20 protein-coding genes are annotated in these 19784 nt (G+C 67.3%); 13 read left to right on the top strand and 7 right to left on the bottom strand.

Annotation, left to right across the window (positions count from 1 at the left end; genetic code table 11):
• Positions 1-70 precede the first annotated feature (70 nt).
• A complete protein-coding gene (locus tag IBX22_RS18020) occupies positions 71-1429 on the bottom strand; it encodes an MFS transporter (protein WP_194816709.1) in 1359 nt (452 codons plus the stop codon).
• Positions 1430-1629: 200 nt separating this feature from the next.
• Here IBX22_RS18020 and IBX22_RS18015 point away from each other — a divergent pair, with 200 nt between their 5' ends.
• Positions 1630-2043, top strand: a complete 414-nt coding sequence (locus IBX22_RS18015; protein ID WP_194816708.1) for a hypothetical protein — start codon at positions 1630-1632, stop codon at positions 2041-2043.
• Here the strand turns inward: IBX22_RS18015 and IBX22_RS18010 are convergent, their stop codons facing one another.
• Both IBX22_RS18010 and serS read right to left on the bottom strand, forming a co-directional pair.
• The gene (locus IBX22_RS18010) at positions 2044-3891 is read right to left on the bottom strand and encodes an EAL domain-containing protein (protein WP_309234661.1); all 1848 of its coding nucleotides are present in this window, start codon (positions 3889-3891) and stop codon (positions 2044-2046) included.
• 75 nt (positions 3892-3966) lie between these two features.
• Positions 3967-5241: a serine--tRNA ligase gene (serS, locus tag IBX22_RS18005; protein ID WP_194816707.1), complete on the bottom strand. Its 1275-nt coding sequence runs from the start codon at positions 5239-5241 to the stop codon at positions 3967-3969.
• Between the two features lie 103 nt (positions 5242-5344).
• On the opposite strand from serS, the gene IBX22_RS18000 reads away from it, so the two are divergent.
• The 6 genes from IBX22_RS18000 to IBX22_RS17975 all read left to right on the top strand — a co-directional run bounded on the left by IBX22_RS18000 (position 5345) and on the right by IBX22_RS17975 (position 11015).
• The gene (locus IBX22_RS18000; protein WP_194817768.1) at positions 5345-7045 is read left to right on the top strand and encodes an aldehyde dehydrogenase family protein; all 1701 of its coding nucleotides are present in this window, start codon (positions 5345-5347) and stop codon (positions 7043-7045) included.
• A 45-nt stretch (positions 7046-7090) separates the two neighbouring features.
• Positions 7091-8230: a septum formation family protein gene (locus IBX22_RS17995; protein WP_194816706.1), complete on the top strand. Its 1140-nt coding sequence runs from the start codon at positions 7091-7093 to the stop codon at positions 8228-8230.
• Positions 8231-8246: 16 nt separating this feature from the next.
• Positions 8247-8588 (top strand): metallopeptidase family protein, encoded by a 342-nt coding sequence (locus IBX22_RS17990; RefSeq protein WP_228538856.1) that lies wholly within the window; start codon positions 8247-8249, stop codon positions 8586-8588.
• 156 nt (positions 8589-8744) lie between these two features.
• Positions 8745-9065: a PE family protein gene (locus IBX22_RS17985; RefSeq protein ID WP_194816704.1), complete on the top strand. Its 321-nt coding sequence runs from the start codon at positions 8745-8747 to the stop codon at positions 9063-9065.
• 40 nt (positions 9066-9105) lie between these two features.
• Positions 9106-10188, top strand: a complete 1083-nt coding sequence (locus IBX22_RS17980; protein ID WP_194816703.1) for a PPE domain-containing protein — start codon at positions 9106-9108, stop codon at positions 10186-10188.
• Between the two features lie 47 nt (positions 10189-10235).
• Positions 10236-11015 (top strand): ESX secretion-associated protein EspG, encoded by a 780-nt coding sequence (locus tag IBX22_RS17975; protein ID WP_228538855.1) that lies wholly within the window; start codon positions 10236-10238, stop codon positions 11013-11015.
• 218 nt (positions 11016-11233) lie between these two features.
• Here the strand turns inward: IBX22_RS17975 and IBX22_RS17970 are convergent, their stop codons facing one another.
• From IBX22_RS17970 to IBX22_RS17960, 3 genes are read right to left on the bottom strand one after another with little or no spacing between them, the layout of a single operon-like run.
• On the bottom strand, positions 11234-11893 hold the full coding sequence (locus tag IBX22_RS17970; protein WP_194816701.1) for a histidine phosphatase family protein: 660 nt from the start codon (positions 11891-11893) through the stop codon (positions 11234-11236).
• Positions 11890-12804: a prephenate dehydratase gene (gene pheA / locus IBX22_RS17965; protein ID WP_194816700.1), complete on the bottom strand. Its 915-nt coding sequence runs from the start codon at positions 12802-12804 to the stop codon at positions 11890-11892. Before pheA ends, IBX22_RS17970 begins: the two co-directional genes overlap by 4 nt.
• Before the next feature lie 47 nt (positions 12805-12851).
• Positions 12852-13265 (bottom strand): hypothetical protein, encoded by a 414-nt coding sequence (locus tag IBX22_RS17960; RefSeq protein WP_194816699.1) that lies wholly within the window; start codon positions 13263-13265, stop codon positions 12852-12854.
• A 186-nt stretch (positions 13266-13451) separates the two neighbouring features.
• Here IBX22_RS17960 and IBX22_RS17955 point away from each other — a divergent pair, with 186 nt between their 5' ends.
• Positions 13452-14213, top strand: coding sequence for a DUF2470 domain-containing protein (locus IBX22_RS17955; RefSeq protein ID WP_194816698.1), 762 nt, complete (start codon positions 13452-13454; stop codon positions 14211-14213).
• Here IBX22_RS17955 and IBX22_RS17950 read toward each other — a convergent pair.
• On the bottom strand, positions 14210-14839 hold the full coding sequence (locus IBX22_RS17950) for a TetR/AcrR family transcriptional regulator (protein WP_194816697.1): 630 nt from the start codon (positions 14837-14839) through the stop codon (positions 14210-14212). The two genes, IBX22_RS17955 and IBX22_RS17950, sit on opposite strands and share 4 nt — an antisense overlap.
• A 49-nt stretch (positions 14840-14888) precedes the next feature.
• Here IBX22_RS17950 and IBX22_RS17945 point away from each other — a divergent pair, with 49 nt between their 5' ends.
• The 5 genes from IBX22_RS17945 to IBX22_RS17925 all read left to right on the top strand — a co-directional run bounded on the left by IBX22_RS17945 (position 14889) and on the right by IBX22_RS17925 (position 19495).
• Positions 14889-16136 (top strand): oxygenase MpaB family protein, encoded by a 1248-nt coding sequence (locus tag IBX22_RS17945; RefSeq protein ID WP_194816696.1) that lies wholly within the window; start codon positions 14889-14891, stop codon positions 16134-16136.
• Positions 16137-16155: 19 nt separating this feature from the next.
• Positions 16156-16944, top strand: coding sequence for a CPBP family intramembrane glutamic endopeptidase (locus tag IBX22_RS17940; protein ID WP_194816695.1), 789 nt, complete (start codon positions 16156-16158; stop codon positions 16942-16944).
• Between the two features lie 200 nt (positions 16945-17144).
• Complete coding sequence (locus IBX22_RS17935; RefSeq protein WP_309234753.1) at positions 17145-18311, top strand: LCP family protein; 1167 nt, start codon at positions 17145-17147, stop codon at positions 18309-18311.
• Positions 18312-18321: 10 nt separating this feature from the next.
• Positions 18322-18864 carry a ferritin gene (locus tag IBX22_RS17930; protein WP_194816693.1) on the top strand — a complete coding sequence of 181 codons (543 nt, stop codon included), beginning with the start codon at positions 18322-18324 and terminating at the stop codon, positions 18862-18864.
• An 82-nt stretch (positions 18865-18946) separates the two neighbouring features.
• On the top strand, positions 18947-19495 hold the full coding sequence (locus IBX22_RS17925; protein ID WP_194816692.1) for a ferritin: 549 nt from the start codon (positions 18947-18949) through the stop codon (positions 19493-19495).
• The last annotated feature ends 289 nt before the right edge of the window (positions 19496-19784 follow it).

The raw sequence follows: 19784 nt of genomic DNA, 5'->3' as shown, positions 1-19784 counted from the left end.
GTCGAGCGCATCTGATACCGACGGTCTCATACAATCAACCATCTGGCAACGCCTCCTGCCAGATGGCGCGTCACGCCTTGGGCGGCAGCCAGGCGGGGGTGACCAGGGCGATGGCGAGCATGAGGACGCCGAGCAGGGCGAGGGTCGTCGCCATCGACAACCAGATCGTGGCCAGGGCGACGAAACCGAAGATCGCCAGGGCGACGACCTCCGACAGCAAGCCGGATACCGAGGTGACGGTCGCGCGGGCGGGACCCTCGATGGAGTCCTGTAGGCGTGCTTCGGCGACGACGCTGCTGTTGTAGACGATGCCGTAGCCGACGCCGATCGCGGCGAATCCGAAACCGGTCAGCAAGTAGACCGACTGCGGGTGGCTCACCGCCAAGCCGGTTACCAGCGAACCAGCGATGAACAGCGCCGAGCCAGCCACCAAAGCCACCGCCATCGTGCGCGCGGACATGCCCTCGGTGCGCCCCGCCAGCAGCGCACCAGCCATCGAACCCAGCACCGTCACCCCGACCAGCACCGCCACCACCGCGGTCGCCGCGCCCGCCGACTGCGCGAGCAGCGCGAAATACTCGTCGTAGGCGGTGATTCCGTACAGCAGCGACCCGAGCAGTACGCCGTAGCGCACCCGCCGCACCCGGATCGCCTCACCGATACCGGTGCGCAGCATCAGCAGATACCTGGCGAATGTCGACTCCCCCCGCCCGCTCACTTCACCCGCGCTGGATGAGGTGGGATCGCTGACCTCCGGCTTACGCGTCGGGCGCGCGGAATCCACCTTTAGTGCGCCACTCAGGCGAGCCGAGTCCAGCTGTGCCGCTGCGGGACTCCGCCCCGGCGAATCATCCTCGGCTGCCTGCTCTTCCAATTCATCCACAGCCCCGGCTGATACAGCCATAGGTGCACGCGGCAACGAGAGCGCGACCAGCGCGTGCAAGACCGCCACCACCACGCTGGACCAGCCGACGAGGGCGTAGCCGCCCCAGGCGTAGAGGGGTGCGGCGGCCATGATCGCGACGACGACGGTTATTTCCTGGGCGGCGCGGGTGTAGCCCATGATGCGGGGGTAGGCGGTGCGTTCGCCGCGGGCGACCAGGTCGTCGTAGACGAGGGCTTCGAAGGTGCCGGATTCCAAAGCTCCTGCGGTGCCCCACAAGGCGAAGCCGATCGCGAAAGCGAGGTAGGACGGTGCGACGGTCCAGACGGTGAAGCCGATGGCCATCAGGACCGCGCTGAGGATGAGCAGCACGCGGCGCGACACCGTGTCGGCCCATGCACCGGAAGGCACCTCGAGCACGAACGCGGCCAGCGACCAGATTGCCAGCAGTGAGGAGATCTGCGCGACGCTCAGGCCGTGGTCGGCGAACAGGAGGGCGTACAGCGCGTACAGCGGAATGAGGTCGCCGGAACCTTTGAACAGCACCGCGCGCAGCGTGAGCCCGCGGACTCCATAGTCGGGACCGCGCTCAGGCTTGGCGAAGCTGAAAGGTCAACAGCCGTAGATGAGCATGCGCATGTCAACAACTTCACCGCAAACCACCAACCCCGTCAACCCATTTATCGCCGACGGCCCACAGGTAGGGTGCACCTCGAGCTAAGGCTTGCCTACACAAAGGAGTTCCCATGATTCGCTCGTTCGCCGCTGCCTCGATGACGGCCGCCGCCCTGCTGCTTCCGGTCGGCGCCGCCGTTGTCGTCACCGCGCCGGTTGCCGTCGCCGCCCCCGCCGCGCCCTCGCCCGCTGAACTCCAGGGCAAGTTGCAGGCCGCGCTCAACGGCTCGGCCGCGGAGCTCGAGTCGGGCGACACCAGCAAGATCCGCAACGTCGGCCAGGTCATCAGCCAGATCCCCGGCTACAACTGGGACGTCTCGGGGCCGGTCACCGTCGACGGCGATGTGCTCAGCGCGACCCTGAACAGCCGCCTCGGCGAATACAGCTACCCGATCCCGGTCACCTGGAAGAACGTGGGCGGCACCTGGAAGCTCTCCCGCGAGAGCGAAGAACTGCTGGCGAGCTACGCCAACATGGCTTACTGATCAGCCCAGCGGGAGCCAGCCGTTGGTGGAGGGCATGGGGTCGGCGTCGGGGTCGCGGTCGGCGAGCGGGCCGACTCGACCTTTTCCGTCGTTGAGATCGCTGATCAGTTCCGCAACGGGGTGCGAGTCGCTGTAGTGGTAGCCCTGGGCGAGCGCGAAGCCGAGTTCGGTGAGAACCGCTGCCTGGTACTCGGTTTCGACGCCTTCGGCGATGACCTGGAGGTCCAGCGCGGAGCTCAGGGCCGCGATGACGCCCAGCAGCGGCGGCGCCGGGGAGTCGGAACGGATTGCGGCGACGAAGGATTGGTCGACCTTCAGGATGTCGCTGGGCAGCGTGGCCAGGCGGCTCAGGGACGAGTAGCCGGTGCCGAAGTCATCGATGGCGATGCGCACGCCACGGTCGCGCAGGGTGTGCAGATTGGTGATGGCCGTCTGGGATTCGGCGGCGAGCTCGCTTTCGGTCACCTCGAGCACGAGCTGGTCGGCGGGCCAGCCGGTGCTGGCGAGGATCCCGGAAACCCGGTCCGCGTAACCGGTTTCCGCCAGTTCCAGTCCGCTGACGTTCACGTTCAGCGTCAGATCCAGCTGGGCGAAGGTTTCCTGCAGGCGCGCCGCGTCGGCGCAGGCCCGGCGCAGCACCAGCTCGTCGAGGTCGGCGATGAGGTCGTACTCCTCGGCGACGCGGATCAAACCCTCGGTGGTGACATCGGGTTGGGCGTTCGACGACCAGCGCAGCAGCGCCTCCACACCGACCGCTTTGCCGCCGCCTTCGCTGAGGCTGACGATCGGCTGGTAGTGCACGTCGAGGGCGCCGCGATCGATGGCTTCGCGCAGTTCCACCGCCAGCGGCAGCTGCCGCGAGGACTCCAGCACGGTCCGGTTGCGCCCGGCCTGCTTGGCCCGGTAGAGCCCCACGTCGGCGCGCGAGACCAGCAGTGAGCCGGATTCGCCTGGCTGCCACGAGGTCACACCCGCCGAACAACCCGTCGTCACCGCGGCGCGCAGTTGCTCGGTCAACAGGATCGCGGCCTGCTCGGTGGTGTTCGGCAACAGCAGCGCGAACGCGTCACCGCCGTAGCGGGCGAGGACCTGCTCGGGCTGCAGCAGCCCCGACCAGGTGTCGGCGACCCGCTGCAACACCGCGTCACCGGCTCGATGGCCGAGGTGGTCGTTGATCTTCTGAAACCGGTCGAGGTCGACCAGCACCAGCGAAAGCCCTTGTCCGGTGCGGGTGGCCAGCTCGATGGCCGAGTTCAGCCGGCGATCGAAGCCGCGCCGATTGTGCAGCCCGGTGAGCACATCGATATCGGCCTCGGAGGCCATCCTGGTCAGAATGCCCACGACCACGCCGACGCCGAAGGTGACGCCCGCCGGGATCAGCCCGGACCACCACGGCAGGTCCCGCGTCGGCAGCACCAGCAGGCACATCACCACGGCGAACGCGATATGCGCGGCGGCCTGGGACCACCGGAAGAACAGCGCCGCATCGCAGGCGACGAACACATAGAACGCCGCAAGACTGATCGCGCCAACGGTATTCGGGAACGAATGCACCGCGATGGTCACCAGCACCGTCGCGATCGCGACGTAGACATGGTGAATCCCGTGGGGCAACCGTGGTCCCCACGCCAGCAACGTCAAACCCAGCAGCAGCGCGATCGCTGCCGCTGTGCCCACCAGCGGTCGATTACCTTCCGAACCCGGGGCGATGGCAGTGATCACCAAGCCCAGCACACCACCCATGACGTAGAACGCCCCGGTGGTTCGAGCCATAACCATTGCTGTCGCCAGCGCCGATGCCGCCCGCACCCGGGTTCGGGTATCGCCGCGCGCCCCGATTCCTCGCACGGGGAATAGCGTAAAGGCAATGATTCTCGACGGTTGCCACAACAGGTGAATCAGGCCGGGCGAACCGTTAGCTATTTACCTGCTGGCAACTTTCGGGGGTGTCAGAACCTCGGTGCCGACGAACGGAACCAGGGCAGCGGGCACCCGCACGGAACCGTCGGCCTGCTGGTGGTTCTCCAGGATCGCCACGATCCACCGGGTGGTCGCCAGGGTGCCGTTCAAAGTGGCTGCGATCTGCGGTTTTCCGTTTTCGTCGCGGTAGCGCACGGCCAGGCGACGGGCCTGGAAAGTGGTGCAGTTCGAGGTCGAGGACAGCTCACGGTAGGTCTGCTGGGTGGGAACCCAAGCCTCACAGTCGAACTTGCGCGCCGCCGAGCTGCCCAGATCGCCCGCCGCGGTGTCGATGATGCGGTAAGGCACCTCGACGGCCGCGAGCATCTCCCGCTCCCAGGCGAGCAGCCGCTGATGTTCGGCGTCGGCTTCCTCGGGCGTGGTGTAGACGAACATCTCCACCTTGTCGAACTGGTGCACGCGGATGATGCCGCGAGTGTCCTTGCCGTAGCTGCCCGCTTCGCTGCGGAAGCACGACGACCAGCCCGCGTACCGCTTCGGGCCCTCGCTCAAATCCAGGATCTCGCCCGAGTGGTACCCGGCCAGCGGCACCTCCGAGGTGCCGACCAGATAAAGATCCTGGTCCGGCAGGTGGTAGACCTCGTCGGCGTGCTGGCCGAGGAACCCGGTGCCCGCCATGATCTCCGGGCGCACCAGTACCGGCGGAATCATCATGGTGAACCCGTTGGCCACCGCCTTCTGCGCCGCCAGCTGCAGCATGCCCAGCTGCAGCAGTGCGCCGTAGCCGGTGAGGAAGTAGAAGCGCGAACCCGACACCTTGGCGCCGCGTTCCATGTCGATCAGGCCCAGCGACTCGCCGAGTTCCAGGTGGTCCTTCGGCTCGAAGTCGAATGCGGTTGGGGTGCCGACCGTTTCGAGCACGATGTAGTCGTCCTCGCCGCCGGCGGGCGCGCCCTCCTGCACCACATTGGAAATGGCGCGGTGCGCGGCCTCGAGCTCGGCCTCCGCGGTGGTCTGCGCGGCCTCGGCCTCCTTGACCTTGACCGACATCTCCGTCGCCTGCGCGAGCAGCGCCGGACGCTCCTCCTTGGACGCCTTGCCGATCACCTTGCCCATCGCCTTGTGCTCGGCGCGCAAGTTGTCGGCGGTGGCAATGGCGGAACGGCGCGCCACGTCGGCTGCCAACAGGGCGTCGACGAGGGCCGGGTCTTCACCACGGGCGCGCTGCGAGGCGCGGACCGCTTCGGGGTCTTCCCGCAGGAGTCGGAGGTCGATCATGGAGAATCAGCCTAGTCGGCGAGATATCGCGGTTTCACCTGGATATCCGTGGCCAGATATTTGTCCGGTTCGGACCGATATGCCCAGTTCCGGCCAGTTGATCATGGGTCGCGCGCATAGTTGGCCTGTGGGTACGACTTTCGACGCAACGACCATCGACAACGCACTCGCGGATCTGGCCGCCGGCGAGAAAGTCTGGGCTCAGACCTCGCTACGCAGGCGCCGGGAGCTGCTCGACGAGATCCATCAGCGCACCGGCCGCTTCGCCGAGGACTGGGTGCGGGCCGCCCGCGAGATCAAAGACCTGGACGCCGCCTCACCGCTGGTCGGCGAGGAATGGATGTCCGGGCCGCTGACCTTGCTGCAGGCCACCGCGGCGCTCTCGGAGAGCCTGACCAAGCTGGAGGCCGGCCGCAGCCCGCTCGACGGCGTCAGCCTCGGCAGCGCCCCGGGCGACCGGGTCTCGGTGCCGATCCTGCCGCACGATCGCTACGATCGCCTGCTGCTCAGCGGTTTTCGCGGCGAAGTGTGGCTGCGTCCGGGCGTGGACGCGGACACCGCACGCCGCCGGGCGGGCCTGGCGCAGCTCGACCCGACCACCACCAACGGCATCAGCGCGGTGCTCGGCGCGGGCAACATCACCTCGATCCCGCCGCTGGACGCGCTGTACGAGTTGTACGCGCACAACCGTGTGGTCGCGCTGAAGCTGAACCCGATCACCGACCCGCTGTTCACGGTCTTCGAGATGATCTTCGCGCCGCTGCTGGAAATCGGGGTGCTGCGGATCCTGCTCGGCGGCGCGGAGTCCGGCAGTTACCTGGTGCGGCACACCGATGTCGCGCATGTGCACATGACCGGGAGCACCCAGACCCACGACGCCATAGTTTGGGGCACCGGCAAACGCAAGACGAAGCTGCTGGACAAGCCGATCACCAGCGAACTCGGCGGCGTCTCCCCCACCATCGTGGTCCCGGGCGACTGGTCCGACGCCGACCTGCAATTCCAGGCCGAGCACATCGCGACCCAGCGACTGCACAACGGCGGCTACAACTGTGTCGCCGCGCAGACGGTGGTGCTCAGTTCCGAGTGGCCGCTCAAGCATAAATTCCTCAACGAGCTACGCGCCGCGCTCGAACTCGCACCGCAGCGCACGCCCTACTACCCGGGCAGCGACGGTCGCGTCGCCAGTGCGCTGGAGTCCTACCCCGACGCCGAACGGCTCGGGCAGGGACGAGTACTGGTCGAGCTGCCCAGTGGCGAAACTCCGCTGCTGCGCACCGAATACTTCGCACCCGTCCTCGGCGTCGTCGAACTCCCGCACTCCGGCGGCGAATTCCTGGCTCACGCCGTCGACTTCGCGAACAGCGAGCTCGCCGGCACGCTCGGCGCCAACGTGCTCGCGCACCCGACGACCATCCGCCGCCTCGGCATCGCCTTCGACCGCGCTCTGGAACGACTGCGCTACGGCGCCATCGCCGTCAACGCCTGGACCGGGCTCGCGTTCCTGGCCCCGCGCGCCTCCTGGGGCGCGTTCCCGGGCCACACCATCGAGGACGTGCAGAGCGGAATCGGCGTGGTACACAACGCTTTCCTGCTCGACGACGTCGAGCGCACCGTGGTGCACGGCCCCTTCCGGCCCGCGCCGCGCACCCTGCTGCACGGCGAACTCTCGCTCTCCCCGAAACCGCCGTGGTTTGTGAGCAACTCCACCGCGGCCGCGACCGGCCGCAAACTCACCGAGTTCTACGCGGGCTCCAACCCGGCCCGCCTGCCCGGCATCTTCTTTTCGGCGCTCCGCGGCTAGATCCTTCGTGGCACCGCGGTCCCGACACTGCAATGATGGATCGCGATGTCTGCAGACGATGAGCACTCCCGGTACCCGGACCCCGAGCACCCTTCGGGCGCGTCGACGCGTGCCGAGGCGCTGCGGGATCAGCTGATCATCGACCGCAAGGTGCTCGACGGCGGCAAGGTTCAGCTGCCCGCGCCGACGTTGCGCTGGGTGCTGCTCACCGTCGCGGTCGGCGCTGTCGTCGCGGCCCTGGTGGGCGTGTTCATCACCGGATTCGACAACGAGAACGGCCTGGAGGCGCACAACCCGGCCGCGCCCGCGGAGACCGTGCTGGACAAGGAATTCGGCACCGCTTCCGCCGGCGACTGCCTGAGCTGGACCAAGGCCGATCGCTCCGATCTGGTGAAGATCGCCTGCTCCGGGAAGCATTTGTTCGAGGTCGCCTCCGACATCGACATGAGCAAGTACCCGGGCGTCGAGTTCGGGTCGGGTTCGCGTTTCCCCGATTCGCTGCGCCTGACCGAGCTCAAGGAAGAGCACTGCGTGCCCGCGGTGCAGCAGTACATGAAGGGGAAGTTCGATCCGCGCGGACGCTACGTCGTCGGGCTGATGTACCCGAGCCCGGACGGCTGGAAGCACGGCGATCGCACGCTGCGCTGCGGTTTGCAGTTCTCCGGTAGCACCGGCACGCCGCTGGCGTCGACGGGTAGCGCGATCGAGCACGACCAGTCGAAGGTCTTCGAGCCGGGCACCTGCCTGGGCATCAATCAGAACCTGCCGACCGATCCGGTGGACTGTGCCCAGTCGCACGCGGTGGAGATCGTGGCGACCGTCGACCTCGCCGGACGCTTCCAGGGTCCGCCGCCGGCCAAGGAGGAGCAGGACAAGTTCGTCGAGGAGGAGTGCTCGCGCACCTCCACCGACTATCTGGGCTCCCACGACGCCATCCGCAACAAGACGCTGACGCTGTTCTTCGACTACATCGACGCGCGCAGCTGGCTGGCCGGCAGCCGGAAGCTGGACTGCATGATCGGCAAGGGCACCGACCGCGAGGGTTTCGCGCCGATCCAGGGTTCGGCCCGGGGCGAGATCCTGATCAACGGCCAGGCCCCGGTGCCGCCGCCGAACTCGGGCCGCTCCACGCCGGCGCCGCTGCCCGGCGCCGCGCCGCTCCCCCCGCAGCCGCAGCCCCGGTAAGCGCGTGGCGGTCTCCATGTCCGACGATCGGTTCGAGCAACTGGTCGGCGATGCGCTCGATCAGATCCCGCCGGAACTGGCCCGTGCGATCGACAATGTGGTGATTCTGATCGAACCTCGCAATCCGGAGGATCCACAATTGCTCGGCCTCTATCACGGGATCGCGCTGACCGATCGGGTCGATAGTCAGTACGGCGGGGTGCTGCCCGACACGGTGACCATCTACCAGGACGCGATTCTCGACATCTGCGCTGATGAGAACCAGGTCGTCGACGAGGTCGCAATCACTGTGATCCACGAGATCGCACACTATTTCGGGATTGACGAAGACCGGCTGCATGAGCTGGGATGGGGATAATCTTGTTCGAGCTTGCGGGTTCATTAAGAGCTGGGCAAGATCGCTGAAAGAAGTAGGGGATTCGATGGAACCGATCGCAGCGCTATCGCGTCCTATCACTCGAAGGGGGAATTCTCGTGGTTCCGCCCAATTGCCGCCACTAGAAGGAGTCGAGTCATGGTTGGCCTCGTAAACATCACACCCGAAGCTGTCCTGCTTGCCGCCGCCGAGCTGGATCTGCTCGCCGATCGGCTCGCTGCCGCCGGCGCGCTCACCGCTCCCGCGACGCACGTCATCCCCTCCGGTGCCGAGGAAGTCTCCTTGCTCGCCGCCAATCACTTCAACAAGGCCGCGACGAGCCACGACCGCGTGGTCGCTCAGGGCGTGCTCGAGCTGCATCACGCCGCCAATGTGCTGCGTGCCCAGCTGGCCGCGCACGTCGCCGAAGACTCGGCCAAGGCGAGCATCATGAGCGCCGTCATGAACACCATCGTCTAGGCCACGCACTACTAGCACTGATTACAGGGGAGAAATAAGCATGACCGCAGGTATCACCGGGGTGTTCTGGCTGCCCCGTATGGCCGAAGCCAATTCCATCGCACTCAACGCGGGCGCGCACGCCGTTCCGATCTCGGCCGCCTCCAGCGCGTGGGGCGCACTCACCGGCGTCTGGGTCGAGGCCACCGCGACCGTCGCCCGCGTGGTCGCCGAACTCGGCGTCGGGTTGCAGGGCGTCAACGGTATGAACGCGATCGGGAAGCTCGCCGGGTTCACCGGCTGGGCCGAGCAGCAGGGCGTGCTGGCCGCCGCCATGAGCGCCAAGGCCGCCGCCAACGCGACCGCCTACACCGTGGCGTCGATCGCCATGCCCAGCCTGCCGGAGATCGTGGCGCTCAACACCGCCCGCGCGGCCTCGCACACCACCGGTGGCGCGCTGCGTGGCGACGCCGAGGTACTCGAGGCCGCCAAGGCCGCGATGGACCTGCGCGCCGCGCTCACCATGGAGACCTACGAGGCGGCCACCACCGCCCAGGTGTCGACCCCCGGTGAGTTCTCCGACCCGCCGCACATCGCCGAAGGCGCCGGCGCCGCCGATCCGATCAGCATGGCGCTCAGCGCGGTGTCGAGCGCGGTGCAGCACGCCGGCGGCGCGGCGACCCAGGTCGCCAATGTCGCGGGGTCGGTGGCCAGCAGCGCTGTCGGCACCGGCGCCAACCTGGCCGGTGCGGCCGTCTCGGCGGTCACCGCTCCGGCCGGAGCCGGGGCTGCCATGGTCGCTCCGGCCGCCGCCGCTGTCACCGCGCCCGCCGCCGCGATCACCGTCGCGTCCACCGTCGGCGCCAGCACGGTCCAGCTGCCCGCGGGCTGGGGCACCCCGGCCACGGTCGGTGGCTCGGGCCTCGGCTCGATGCCCGCCAGCAGCAGCGGCATGCGGATGGAAAGCACCGCCACCCGTCCGGCGTCCAACCTGAACAGCCCGCTGACCCCCACCCGCGCCGCCAACGACGAGGACGAAGAGCACGAGCGCAAGTCCGCCGTCGACCTGCAGGACGACCAGTTCACCGACGGTCGCTTCATCGCCGACGGTGTGATCGGCGCCAACACCGGGCAAAATAAGTGACAATTCTGGGTGCGGGCCCCGGTCCGTCAACGCTCGGGAGCGTCGCGTTGTCGCTCGACGAGATGCAGTTTCTGATGGAGAAGCTGCAGCTCGACGAGATGCCCGTGGTGCTCCAGGCCATGGGGCGCTACGACGACCAAGCAGCTCACGACGCGGCGATGGTCGTGGCCGCCCAGTCCCTCGACGACCGGGATCTGCTGGTCGATCGAGCGGTCCACGGAGAACTCGAAGACCGGCTGCGCGTGCTGTACCGGCCGCACTGGGTGCTTTCCCTGCGCCTGGTCGTGGAAGGCGCGATCAGCCGGTTGTGCCTCGCGAAGGGTGACGACCGGGCGGTCCTCGCCCTTCGCGGGCCGGAGTCCTACGTCATCAGCGCGGTCGACGACGATCTGCCCGGTCCGATCATCGCGGCCCTCGGCACCGCCGACCCGCTCGAACTGACCGGCATGAACGCCCAAACCGAGCTGCTCGCCGAGGTTTTCGGCGACACCGGCGACGCGGCAGCCACCACGAACCGCTTGACGAAAATCTGCACCCCGAACCGAGACGCGCAAACGCTCGCCTCGGCCGTGGTCGAAATCCATTCCCACGCCCAAATTTCGGCAGTGGTCTACGGCGACGGCACCCGCGACGTCTCCGACAACCACATCGCCATCTTCAACACCCGCAACGGCCGCTTCATCGTCACCGCCAGCCTCGCCGACGACGGCACCAAATGGTCGTCCATCAGCAGCGGCACCACCGCCCGCCTGCGCCAAGCACTACTGGACCTGATGAACTCACTCCCGGAACGGGAAGACTTCCCACCCTCCGCGAAACTTCAGTAAGAGCAACCACTTTCACCCCGTCGCAGGAAACTGCGGCGGGGTGAACTGCTTCCAGCCCAGCCTCTCTGCTTTTGCCCTCCAGTACCTCAGGGCGAACGCCGAGCGAAGCGAGGCAAGCCCGAAGCAGCGCGGCACCGGGGAAGCGAAGCGCCCCCGGTGCCCATCCGACGAAATCAGCCGGACGAAAGCCGAGCGCCAGCGAGGTGTCGTCCGGCTGATCACCCCATCGGGTCGTCTTGGGTAGGGGCGGCCTTGTAGCCGAAGGGTGGCGTGAAGCGACCCCAGCGGGCGCAGTCCCATCCGCCATCGGCGCGCGGTACCAACTCGATGGTCTCGGTGTTGTCCAAGTGGTTGTTGGTGGTGAACGGCGGTGCCACCCCGGCGAGCGTGCGGCCGATCAAACGCATTGCGGCACCGTGATTTACGAGCAGGACATCCCCACCCGAATCCTCACTCAGGTACTTCGCGCGCAAGTCCTCGATGATCGGAACGATCCGCTCTAGAACCTCAAGACCGGATTCCCCGCCGGGCACACGCAAGGCGAGATCGCCCTCGTGCCAGGCGTGATAGATCTCGAGAAACACATCGTGCGACCGAGAGTCGTTGCGGCCCTCCAGATCACCGACCTGGACTTCGTGCACCCCCTCGAGCACCTGAGCCGGCACGCCGGTCGCCGCTTCGATATAACTCGCGGTCTGTCTCGCTCGCAGCGCCGCCGAGCAGAACAGCGCCTGCGGCACCGCCGATAGGCTCGCACCGAACGTTTTCGCCTGTGCCGCACCGCGTTCGGTGAGCGGTAAGCCGGGCACGCGGGTATCGAGGATCTTGGCGACATTGCCTTCGGTCTCGCCGTGCCGGACCAGAATCAGCTTGCTCATCGGTCGGCCACCCCTTTCCGCAACTGGGTCAACCATTCCGCCGCGTCCTCGTCGGACGGGGGCGGGGCTCCGGTGGCCGAGGTCGCCGGCCAGGAACCGAGGAATCGGATTCCCGCGGTGCGATGCAGCGCCTTGAGCGCTTCCGCGACCGCGGTGTCGTCGATGTGCCCGACGCAGTCGAGATAGAACCGGTAGGTTCCGAAACTCGTTCGGGTGGGCCGGGATTCGATGCGGGTCAGGTCGATGCCGCGGGTCGCGAACTCGGCGAACGCGCGCATCAGCGAACCGGGCTCGTTGGCCAGATCCAGCACGATCGAGGTGCGGTCGGCGCCGGTCGCGGCGGGCGCTACGCACGGCCGGGTGACCAGCACGAACCGGGTGATGGCTTGATCGTGGTCGGCCACTCCGGCGGCGAGCACGTCCAACCCGAGCCGCTCTCCGGCCAGCGCTGTCGAAACCGCCGCGTCAGCGTGGCCCGCCGCCACGTCCTCGGCGGCGGCCGCGTTCGAGGCCGAGGTGTAGAGCTGAGCTTCGGACAGTTCCCGCGCGACCCATTCGCGCACCTGCGCCGCGGCCACCGGATAGGCGGCCAGTGTCCGCACATCGGCCAGCCGCGTCCCGGGCTGGCCGAGAATCGTGAAGGTGACCTCGAGCTCGGTCTCCGCGACGATCTGCAGCCGCGGCCCGATCGCCAGCGAATCCAGTGTCGCCGAAATCGAACCCTCCACCGAACTCTCGATCGGCACCACGGCGCCGTCGACCTGCCCGGCCCGGATCAACTCCAGCGCCGCCCCTTGGCTGGGCGCGGCGACGCGCTCCACCGCCCCCTCGAAGGCGCCAGAGGATTCGAGCTTGGCCAAAGCCATCTCGGTGAATGTCCCGGAGGGACCGAAGTACGCGATACGCGGCACGCCTACGACATTACTTGCGTCCGGAAGGGAGGCTCAGGGATCGCAGGCTAATTCGGGGCAAGAATCCCGAGCGCGCGTGTCACGTCCGCCACCGACTCGGTTTCGACGGCCAGCAGCACCCCGCGCGCCGCCTCGACGGCGGGCGGTTTCAGCCCGGTCAGAAACGCGATATCCGGTGCTGCGAGGGCCGCCCGAATGTCCTCCCCGCACAGCGCCGCCACGGTCGCCGCGACCACTGCCACGGCCCGCTCCCCGCTGTCCGTCCGGGCGACGAAACCGCCGTCGGCGTGCGCGACTCCGGCCAGGAAGTCCGCGAGCTCGGCATCGGGCACATCGACATCGACCACCGGCGCCGCGCCCGTGGTGACCCCGGCTTCGCGCACCAATCCCTCGACCAGACTCCGCCGAGCGGGCACCGTCAGCGCCACCAGCACCGGTTCGTTCGTCGTCCCATCCGCCACCCGTCAACCGTAACTTCGCGTCCCGGCGCGGCACCACCGGGCGGCACGGCGCGCTCTGAGTCGCTGTGTGCCAATGGTTTCCCGGTTCGGCGGCACAGCGAGTTCGGGCCAAGAGGTTGCGGAAGTGATCTCCGTGACTTAGCTTAGGTTTACCTAATTCCACCGCCGTCTTCCTCGGAGGTTTGCATGCCGACTTCGACCATCGCGCCCACGACCGCTGAGCGGGTGCGGAGCGCGTGTGCTCATGCCGAGCAGGCGGTGCTCGCGCTGCCCGGTGTCGATCCGACGCCCACGACCGTGCATTACCTGCGGGAATGCGGCGATGTCGTGATCGCGGTGCCGACAGCTTCGGTGGCCGCGGTGCTGGTCGGGAACGCACGGGCCGGCGGGTCGGCGGCGGTGCTGGAGTTGACCGATCACGCGCCGTTGCCGCTGCGGGAACCGGTGCGATCGCTGGTGTGGTTGCGCGGATCGGTGCGATCGGTGCCGGTGCAGGCGCAGCGGGCCCTGGCGACCGAGGTCGCGAAGGAGCACCCGCATCCGGAACTGCTCGACGTCGGCCACACCGCGACACTGCTGCGCCTGGTGCTGGAGTCGGCGGTGATGGCGGACGCGACCGGCGCCGAATCGGTGTGCGTCGATCAACTCCGGCTCGCCCAGCCGGATCCGTTCTGCGGCATGGAATCCGCGTGGCTGCAGCACCTCGACGAGGACCACGCCGACATCATCACCCAGCTCGCCCGCCACCTGCCCCCGCGCCTGCGCACCGGCGCCGTGCACCCGCTGGCCATCGACCGCTACGGCCTCACCCTCCGCATCGAAGGCCACGACGGCGACCACGACTTCCGCCTCCCCTTCAACGCCCCCGCCGACGACATCGAATCCCTCAGCCGCGCCGTCCGCACCCTCGCCGGCTGCCCGTTCCTCAATGGAATCCGCCGAATCTAGTTCCCCGGCAGCGCATCCCGCGGCAACGCGCTCGCACTCAACCAGCCCGCGACCATCACCGCGGCCTCGTCGATCAGTTTCGACCGGTCCAGGTGCGCGGGCGCGTCGATACCGATACGCAAGCTGGTGGCCAGGCCGACACTGACCATGACGTAGGCCTTGGTGTCGAGTTCGTCGTCCGGCAGCGGTCCGAGCACGTGCAGCAGATAGGCGCGGGTCAGCACCAGCAGCCGACGTTCCAGCTCGCCGAAGCCGAGGCCGTCCAGGGTCGCACCGGCCGTGAGCGCACGCACCAGGGCGCGGTGTTTGGTCAGCGTGCCGACGATGCCGTGCAGGCTGCGGTTGAAGGACTCGCGCGGGTCCAGCGACATCCCGGTGAGCACGGCCGTGGTGAAGTCCTCCTCCAATTCCGCGAGCAGCCGTAGCCGCAACTGCTCGAGGATTTCCTCCTTGTCGGCGAAATAGCGATACAGCGTGCCGATGCTCATACTCGCGTGCTCGGCGATCCGGTTGGTGGAGGTATTCGCCACCCCGCGTTCGGCGAAAAGTCGAGTAGCCGACGCCAGGACCCGCTCGACCGAGTCCCGGGAGCGCTCCTGGCTCGGCTGTTTACGCCGGGCGACCATGCGAAAAACGCGAGTAGAAGTCGAGCATTTACTCATCTTAGGCTGCGTTATGGCCGCAGAACCAAGAATTCCCACCGAGTTCCGCTACTGGGACCACCGCGACGATCCGAAGGTCCAGCGAGCCCGCCGCCTCTGGCAGCGCCTGTTCGGTTTCGATCCACAACCGTCCGACGACCTGGTCCGCGCCTTCGGCCAGGCCTACTACCAGGCCGATCCGGTCGCGGAAGCCTTCGTCGACGAGGTCTACCTGGGTCCGACCGGCCCCCGCGCCGGACGCGAAATGCTGGACCGGGCACTGGAATCCGGAGTCCACACGGTCCCGGACGCGCCCGCCTCGCTGATCCGGCTGTTCGAGGAGTTCGAGACACCGCCGGACTGGCTCGACCGCGACCTCGTCGATCTCGGCGCGAAAGTGTTCCGGCGCTGGGGTACTTCGGTTTTCAGCTTCGCCACCACCAGCACGCTGGAGATGTACTCGGAGAGTTCCATCGCCAAACCGCTGTCCTATACCGGCGGTTACGCGGGCGACCGCGCGCACAAACGCCAGCTGGAGACGGTCCGGTTCTGGATCGACGTCTCCGAGCCGGGCGGCCTCGACCTCGGTGCGCGCGGCCGGCAAACCGCGATGCGGGTGCGGATCATGCACGTCTTCATCCGCCGCAAGCTGGTGCAGCGGCCGGAATGGGACGCGGCCGCCTGGGGTGTGCCGATCAGCGTCGGCGACGCGACGCTGACCCTGATGGGCGGCAGCGTGGTGCCCGGCCTGGCGCTGTGGAGTGTCGGGCACACCACCACGATCCGCGAGATCGAGGCGACCCTGCATTTCTGGCGCTATGTCGGTCATCTGCTCGGCGTCCAACCCGACTGGTACCCAAGGGATTTCCGGGACTCGGTGCGGCTGATGTTCGCGGCCTTCGTCAAGCGCGCGCATACCGCCGGGGCGGACGGCGCCGAACTGGTGGAGTCCTACCTGCCCGCCTTCGCCCCGAAACCGGGCACCCCGTGGCACAAGCGGATCCGCGACGAGATCAACTACCGGGTGCAGATCGGCTACACCGGTTTCTGGTTGCCGCCCGCCACCTACGCCGCGCACACCATGCCCAGGCGCTTTCCCTGGGTGCTGCATCCGCTGGTGCAATTTCCGTTCCAGCTGACAGCCGAGGCGGCGCGGCGCCTGGTCCCGGGTCTGGACGAGGTGGCCGACCGGGTGCAGCGCTATCGGCGAGAAGCCTGGTATCGCAACGAGGTCGGGGACGCCGCCGCGGAATCCCGTCCGGTGCAGGAGTTCCGGCGCTGACTCCCATAGATTCGAGCGTATGCATGGTGCGGCGGGGTCCGGCGAGACGGAGTTGACGGAGCGGGAGCGGCGCGGGATCCGGCTCGAGATCGTGGTGGTGCTGGTCGTCACCTTCGGGCTCAGCGGAATGAGTGCGGCGCTGTCGCTGGTGGAGAGTGCGCTCTCGCCCGGCGGCGTGGGTGGCCAGACGATGAAGTTGAATCCGTCGCGGTCGGCGCAGTCGATGCTGGATCTGCTGTTCCAGTTGCTCGGGGTGCTGCGGCTGCTGGGGTGGGCGGCGCTGGGGTTGTATCTGTTGTGGCGCAGCGGGATCGGGCCGAAGGCGGTCGGGCTGGCGCGGCGACTCCGGTGGCGGCAGGACGTGCTGCCGGGCCTGGGGCTGGCGGCGCTGATCGGAATCCCCGGGCTCGGACTGTATTTGACCGCGCACGCGCTCGGAATGAGCGTGACGATCGTGCCCGCGTCGCTGGGCGAGCACTGGTGGCGGCTGCCGGTGCTGGTGCTGTCGGCGTGCGCGAACTCGGCGGCCGAGGAAATCCTGGTCGTCGGGTACCTGCTGACCCGGCTGCGTCAACTCGGCTGGACGGACAACCGGTCGCTGTTCGCCTCCGCCCTGCTACGCGGCAGCTATCACCTGTATCAGGGCCTCGGTGGTGGAGTCGGCAATCTGGTGATGGGTGTGATCTTCGCCCGGTTCTGGCAGCGCACCAACAGGTTATGGCCGTTGGTGCTCGCGCACGCCACCATCGACACGGTCGCCTACATCGGGTACACATTCCTGCACGGCCACGTGAGCTGGTTGCCGTAACGGAATGCGGCTCGGGCAGTATCGATAGAGGACGGCTATATGCCGTTCGTGAGCCGCTTCCCCCAGCGTGCAACCCTTCGATCAGTAAAGTCAGAGTGATGAACGGCGACGACCACCAGCGAAGCAACCGACCACGCCGGATGCCGCCGCCCAATTACGTTCCCGGCTCGGCGGGTTCGCAGCATCTGAAGCCGACCGAAGTGTTGCGGCGCGACGGCCAGGCTTATGAGCCCCCGCAGGCCTACTCGCAGATGCGCCGGCAACAGCAACCGCCACCGCCGCCGCGGCGCACCCACGCACCCACCCAGCAACCGCAGCCGTACCACGAGTCCGCGCCGAAACAGCGGCGTCAAGCACCCCCGCCTCCCCCGCCCGCGGCTCCACCAGCCCGCCGGGAACGCGACCCGCGCCCGCCCCGCGCCCGCCGCAAGCGCCGGCCGTTCCGCTGGTTCCTGATCTTCCTGCTGGTGCTGATCGTCGGTTCGGTCGCCGGTGTCATCCACCTGGACGGCAAACTCCAGCGCATCGACGCCCTCGCCGATTACGAAGGCCGGGTGGGCGATACCCCCGGCACCAACTGGCTGCTGGTCGGCTCCGACTCCCGCACCGGCCTGAGCCCGGAGCAGGAAAACGAACTCGCGACCGGCGGCGAGGTCGGCGGCGAACGCACCGACACGATCATGCTGATCCACGTTCCGAAGTCGGGCAGCACCACCATGGTCAGCCTGCCCCGCGATTCCTACGTCTCGATCCCGGGCTACGGCCGCGACAAACTCAACGCCGCCTTCACCTTCGGTGGCGCGCAACTGCTCGTGCAGACCATCGAGATCGCGACCGGCCTGCACATCGACCACTACGCGCAGATCGGTTTCGCCGGTTTCGCGGGCGTCGTCGACGCGCTCGGCGGAATCGACGTGTGCGTCCCGACCGCCCTGGACGACCCGCTCGCCGGAATCAACCTGGAAGCGGGCTGCCAGGAACTCAGCGGGCCGGAGGCGCTGGGTTTCGTGCGCTCCCGCGCGACCGCGCTCGCCGATATCGACCGGATGAACAATCAGCGCCTGTTCATGTCCGCGTTGCTGAAGAAGGCGACCAGCTGGTCGACCCTGGTCAACCCCTTCCGACTGTGGCCACTGGCCAGTGACACCGCGAAGTCGCTGAAGGTCGACGAGGGCGATCATCTGTGGCATGTGGCCCGCCTGGGCTGGGCCTTGCGCGGCGACACGGTGACCACGACGGTGCCGATCAGCGGCTTCGACAACACCGACAGCGGCAATGTGCTGGTGTGGGACAAGTCACGGGCGAGCCAGTTCTTCGAGGCGCTGGCTTCGGATCAACCGGTGCCGGAGGCTCTGCTCACGCGGTAACGTCGAACACATGGCCGGTACCGAGAGTTTCCCCGTCCTGCTTCGCGATCAGATCCGGCATGGCTTCACCGCTGCCCAGCAGTGTCTGGCCGTCGCGGTCTATTTCGATTCGCACCGCTTGCCGCAGCTGGCGAAACATTGCTATCACCGCTCCGAGCTGCACCGCGCGCACGCGCTGCGGATGATCCAGTACCTGCTGGATCGGGAGCTCGAGGTGCGGGTCGGCAATCTCGGCGAGGTCCAGCCCGATTTCGAATCGCCACGCGCGGCGCTGATGTTCCTGCAGAACGCCGAGAACGCGCACACCGCACAGATCACCGAGCTGGCCGGTGCGGCGCGCGCGGCGAACGACTATCTCGGCGAACGGTTCGTCCAGTGGTTCCTCAAGGAGCAGGTCGACAACGTCGCCCGGGTGAACACGCTGCTGGCCGTGATAGATCGGGGCGCGGGCGATCTGTTCGATGTCGAGGAGTTCATCGCGCGCGAGATGCAGACGCCGGCGCGCCAAGATCGGAGTGCTCCGAAAATGGCGGGCGCGGCAACAAACAATTAGGAATGGCTGACCTCAATAAGGCTCGGCTCAATAAGGATGCACTTGGATGACACGCGCTCTGACCAGCGTTAATGTGTCCCTCATGTCCAGCCACCCAGAGACCCCGCGCAGCAAATTCCACAAACTGCTTCACGACCAGATCCGGCATGAATTCAATGCCGAGCATCAGTACATTGCGATCGCGGTGTGGTTCGATAACGCGGACCTGCCGCAGCTGGCCAAGCGCTTCTACGCCCAGGCGGTCGAAGAGCGCAACCACGCCATGATGATCGCGCAGTATTTCCTGGATCGTGACCTGAGCGTCGAACTCACCGGAATCGACTCCGCCAAGTCCTCTTTCAAGAATGTGATCGAGCCGATCCAGCTTGCGCTCAAGCAGGAGAAGACGGTCACCGACCAGATCATCCAGCTCGCCAGCACCGCTCGCGAAGAGGGCGATTACCTGGGCGAGCAGTTCATGCAGTGGTTCCTCAAGGAGCAGGTCGAGGAGGTCGCCGCGATGCACACGTTGCTCAACGTCGCGGAGCGGGCCGGCTCGAACCTGTTCGATCTGGAGAATTTCATGGCGCGCGAAATGAGTGGCCCCTCGGATGCTTCCGGTGCGCCTTCGGCCGCGGGCGGCTCGCTGTAATACAGCCTTCGATACAACTCAGGCCCGGCTCTTCGCGACGAGCTGGGCCTGAGTCGTATGCAAAGTTTTTATCAGGCCTTGGCGCTCAACGAGCTGAGCAGCTTGGTGAGCAGAGCGAGAATGCCGGAAGCGGATCCAGTGTCCATGATGTTGCCTTCTTTCCTCATCTTTCGGTGAGGATGGTCCTCACCACCACCAGCTTTCGGTGATGGGGAGAACCTAACCGAGCAGAAGTCTGAAAGAAGCGTTTTTCACAAAATTCTTCCGGCAAATTTTGGACCTGTCACGA

The sequence above is a fragment of the Nocardia sp. XZ_19_385 genome (assembly GCF_015355755.1).
Lineage (GTDB): Bacteria > Actinomycetota > Actinomycetes > Mycobacteriales > Mycobacteriaceae > Nocardia.
The sequence above is the reverse complement of the archived record's forward strand: the minus strand, read 5'-3'. Positions and strand labels throughout refer to the sequence as shown.

Coding starts and splice junctions, on each gene's coding strand:
- IBX22_RS18015 (WP_194816708.1), top strand. CDS start 1,630: ATGATTCGCTCGTTCGCCGCTGCCTCGATGACGGCCGCCGCCCTGCTG.
- serS (WP_194816707.1), bottom strand. CDS start 5,241: ATGATCGACCTCCGACTCCTGCGGGAAGACCCCGAAGCGGTCCGCGCC.
- IBX22_RS18000 (WP_194817768.1), top strand. CDS start 5,345: ATGGGTCGCGCGCATAGTTGGCCTGTGGGTACGACTTTCGACGCAACG.
- IBX22_RS17995 (WP_194816706.1), top strand. CDS start 7,091: ATGTCTGCAGACGATGAGCACTCCCGGTACCCGGACCCCGAGCACCCT.
- IBX22_RS17990 (WP_228538856.1), top strand. CDS start 8,247: ATGTCCGACGATCGGTTCGAGCAACTGGTCGGCGATGCGCTCGATCAG.
- IBX22_RS17985 (WP_194816704.1), top strand. CDS start 8,745: ATGGTTGGCCTCGTAAACATCACACCCGAAGCTGTCCTGCTTGCCGCC.
- IBX22_RS17980 (WP_194816703.1), top strand. CDS start 9,106: ATGACCGCAGGTATCACCGGGGTGTTCTGGCTGCCCCGTATGGCCGAA.
- IBX22_RS17970 (WP_194816701.1), bottom strand. CDS start 11,893: ATGAGCAAGCTGATTCTGGTCCGGCACGGCGAGACCGAAGGCAATGTC.
- IBX22_RS17955 (WP_194816698.1), top strand. CDS start 13,452: ATGCCGACTTCGACCATCGCGCCCACGACCGCTGAGCGGGTGCGGAGC.
- IBX22_RS17950 (WP_194816697.1), bottom strand. CDS start 14,839: ATGGTCGCCCGGCGTAAACAGCCGAGCCAGGAGCGCTCCCGGGACTCG.
- IBX22_RS17945 (WP_194816696.1), top strand. CDS start 14,889: ATGGCCGCAGAACCAAGAATTCCCACCGAGTTCCGCTACTGGGACCAC.
- IBX22_RS17940 (WP_194816695.1), top strand. CDS start 16,156: ATGCATGGTGCGGCGGGGTCCGGCGAGACGGAGTTGACGGAGCGGGAG.
- IBX22_RS17930 (WP_194816693.1), top strand. CDS start 18,322: ATGGCCGGTACCGAGAGTTTCCCCGTCCTGCTTCGCGATCAGATCCGG.
- IBX22_RS17925 (WP_194816692.1), top strand. CDS start 18,947: ATGTCCAGCCACCCAGAGACCCCGCGCAGCAAATTCCACAAACTGCTT.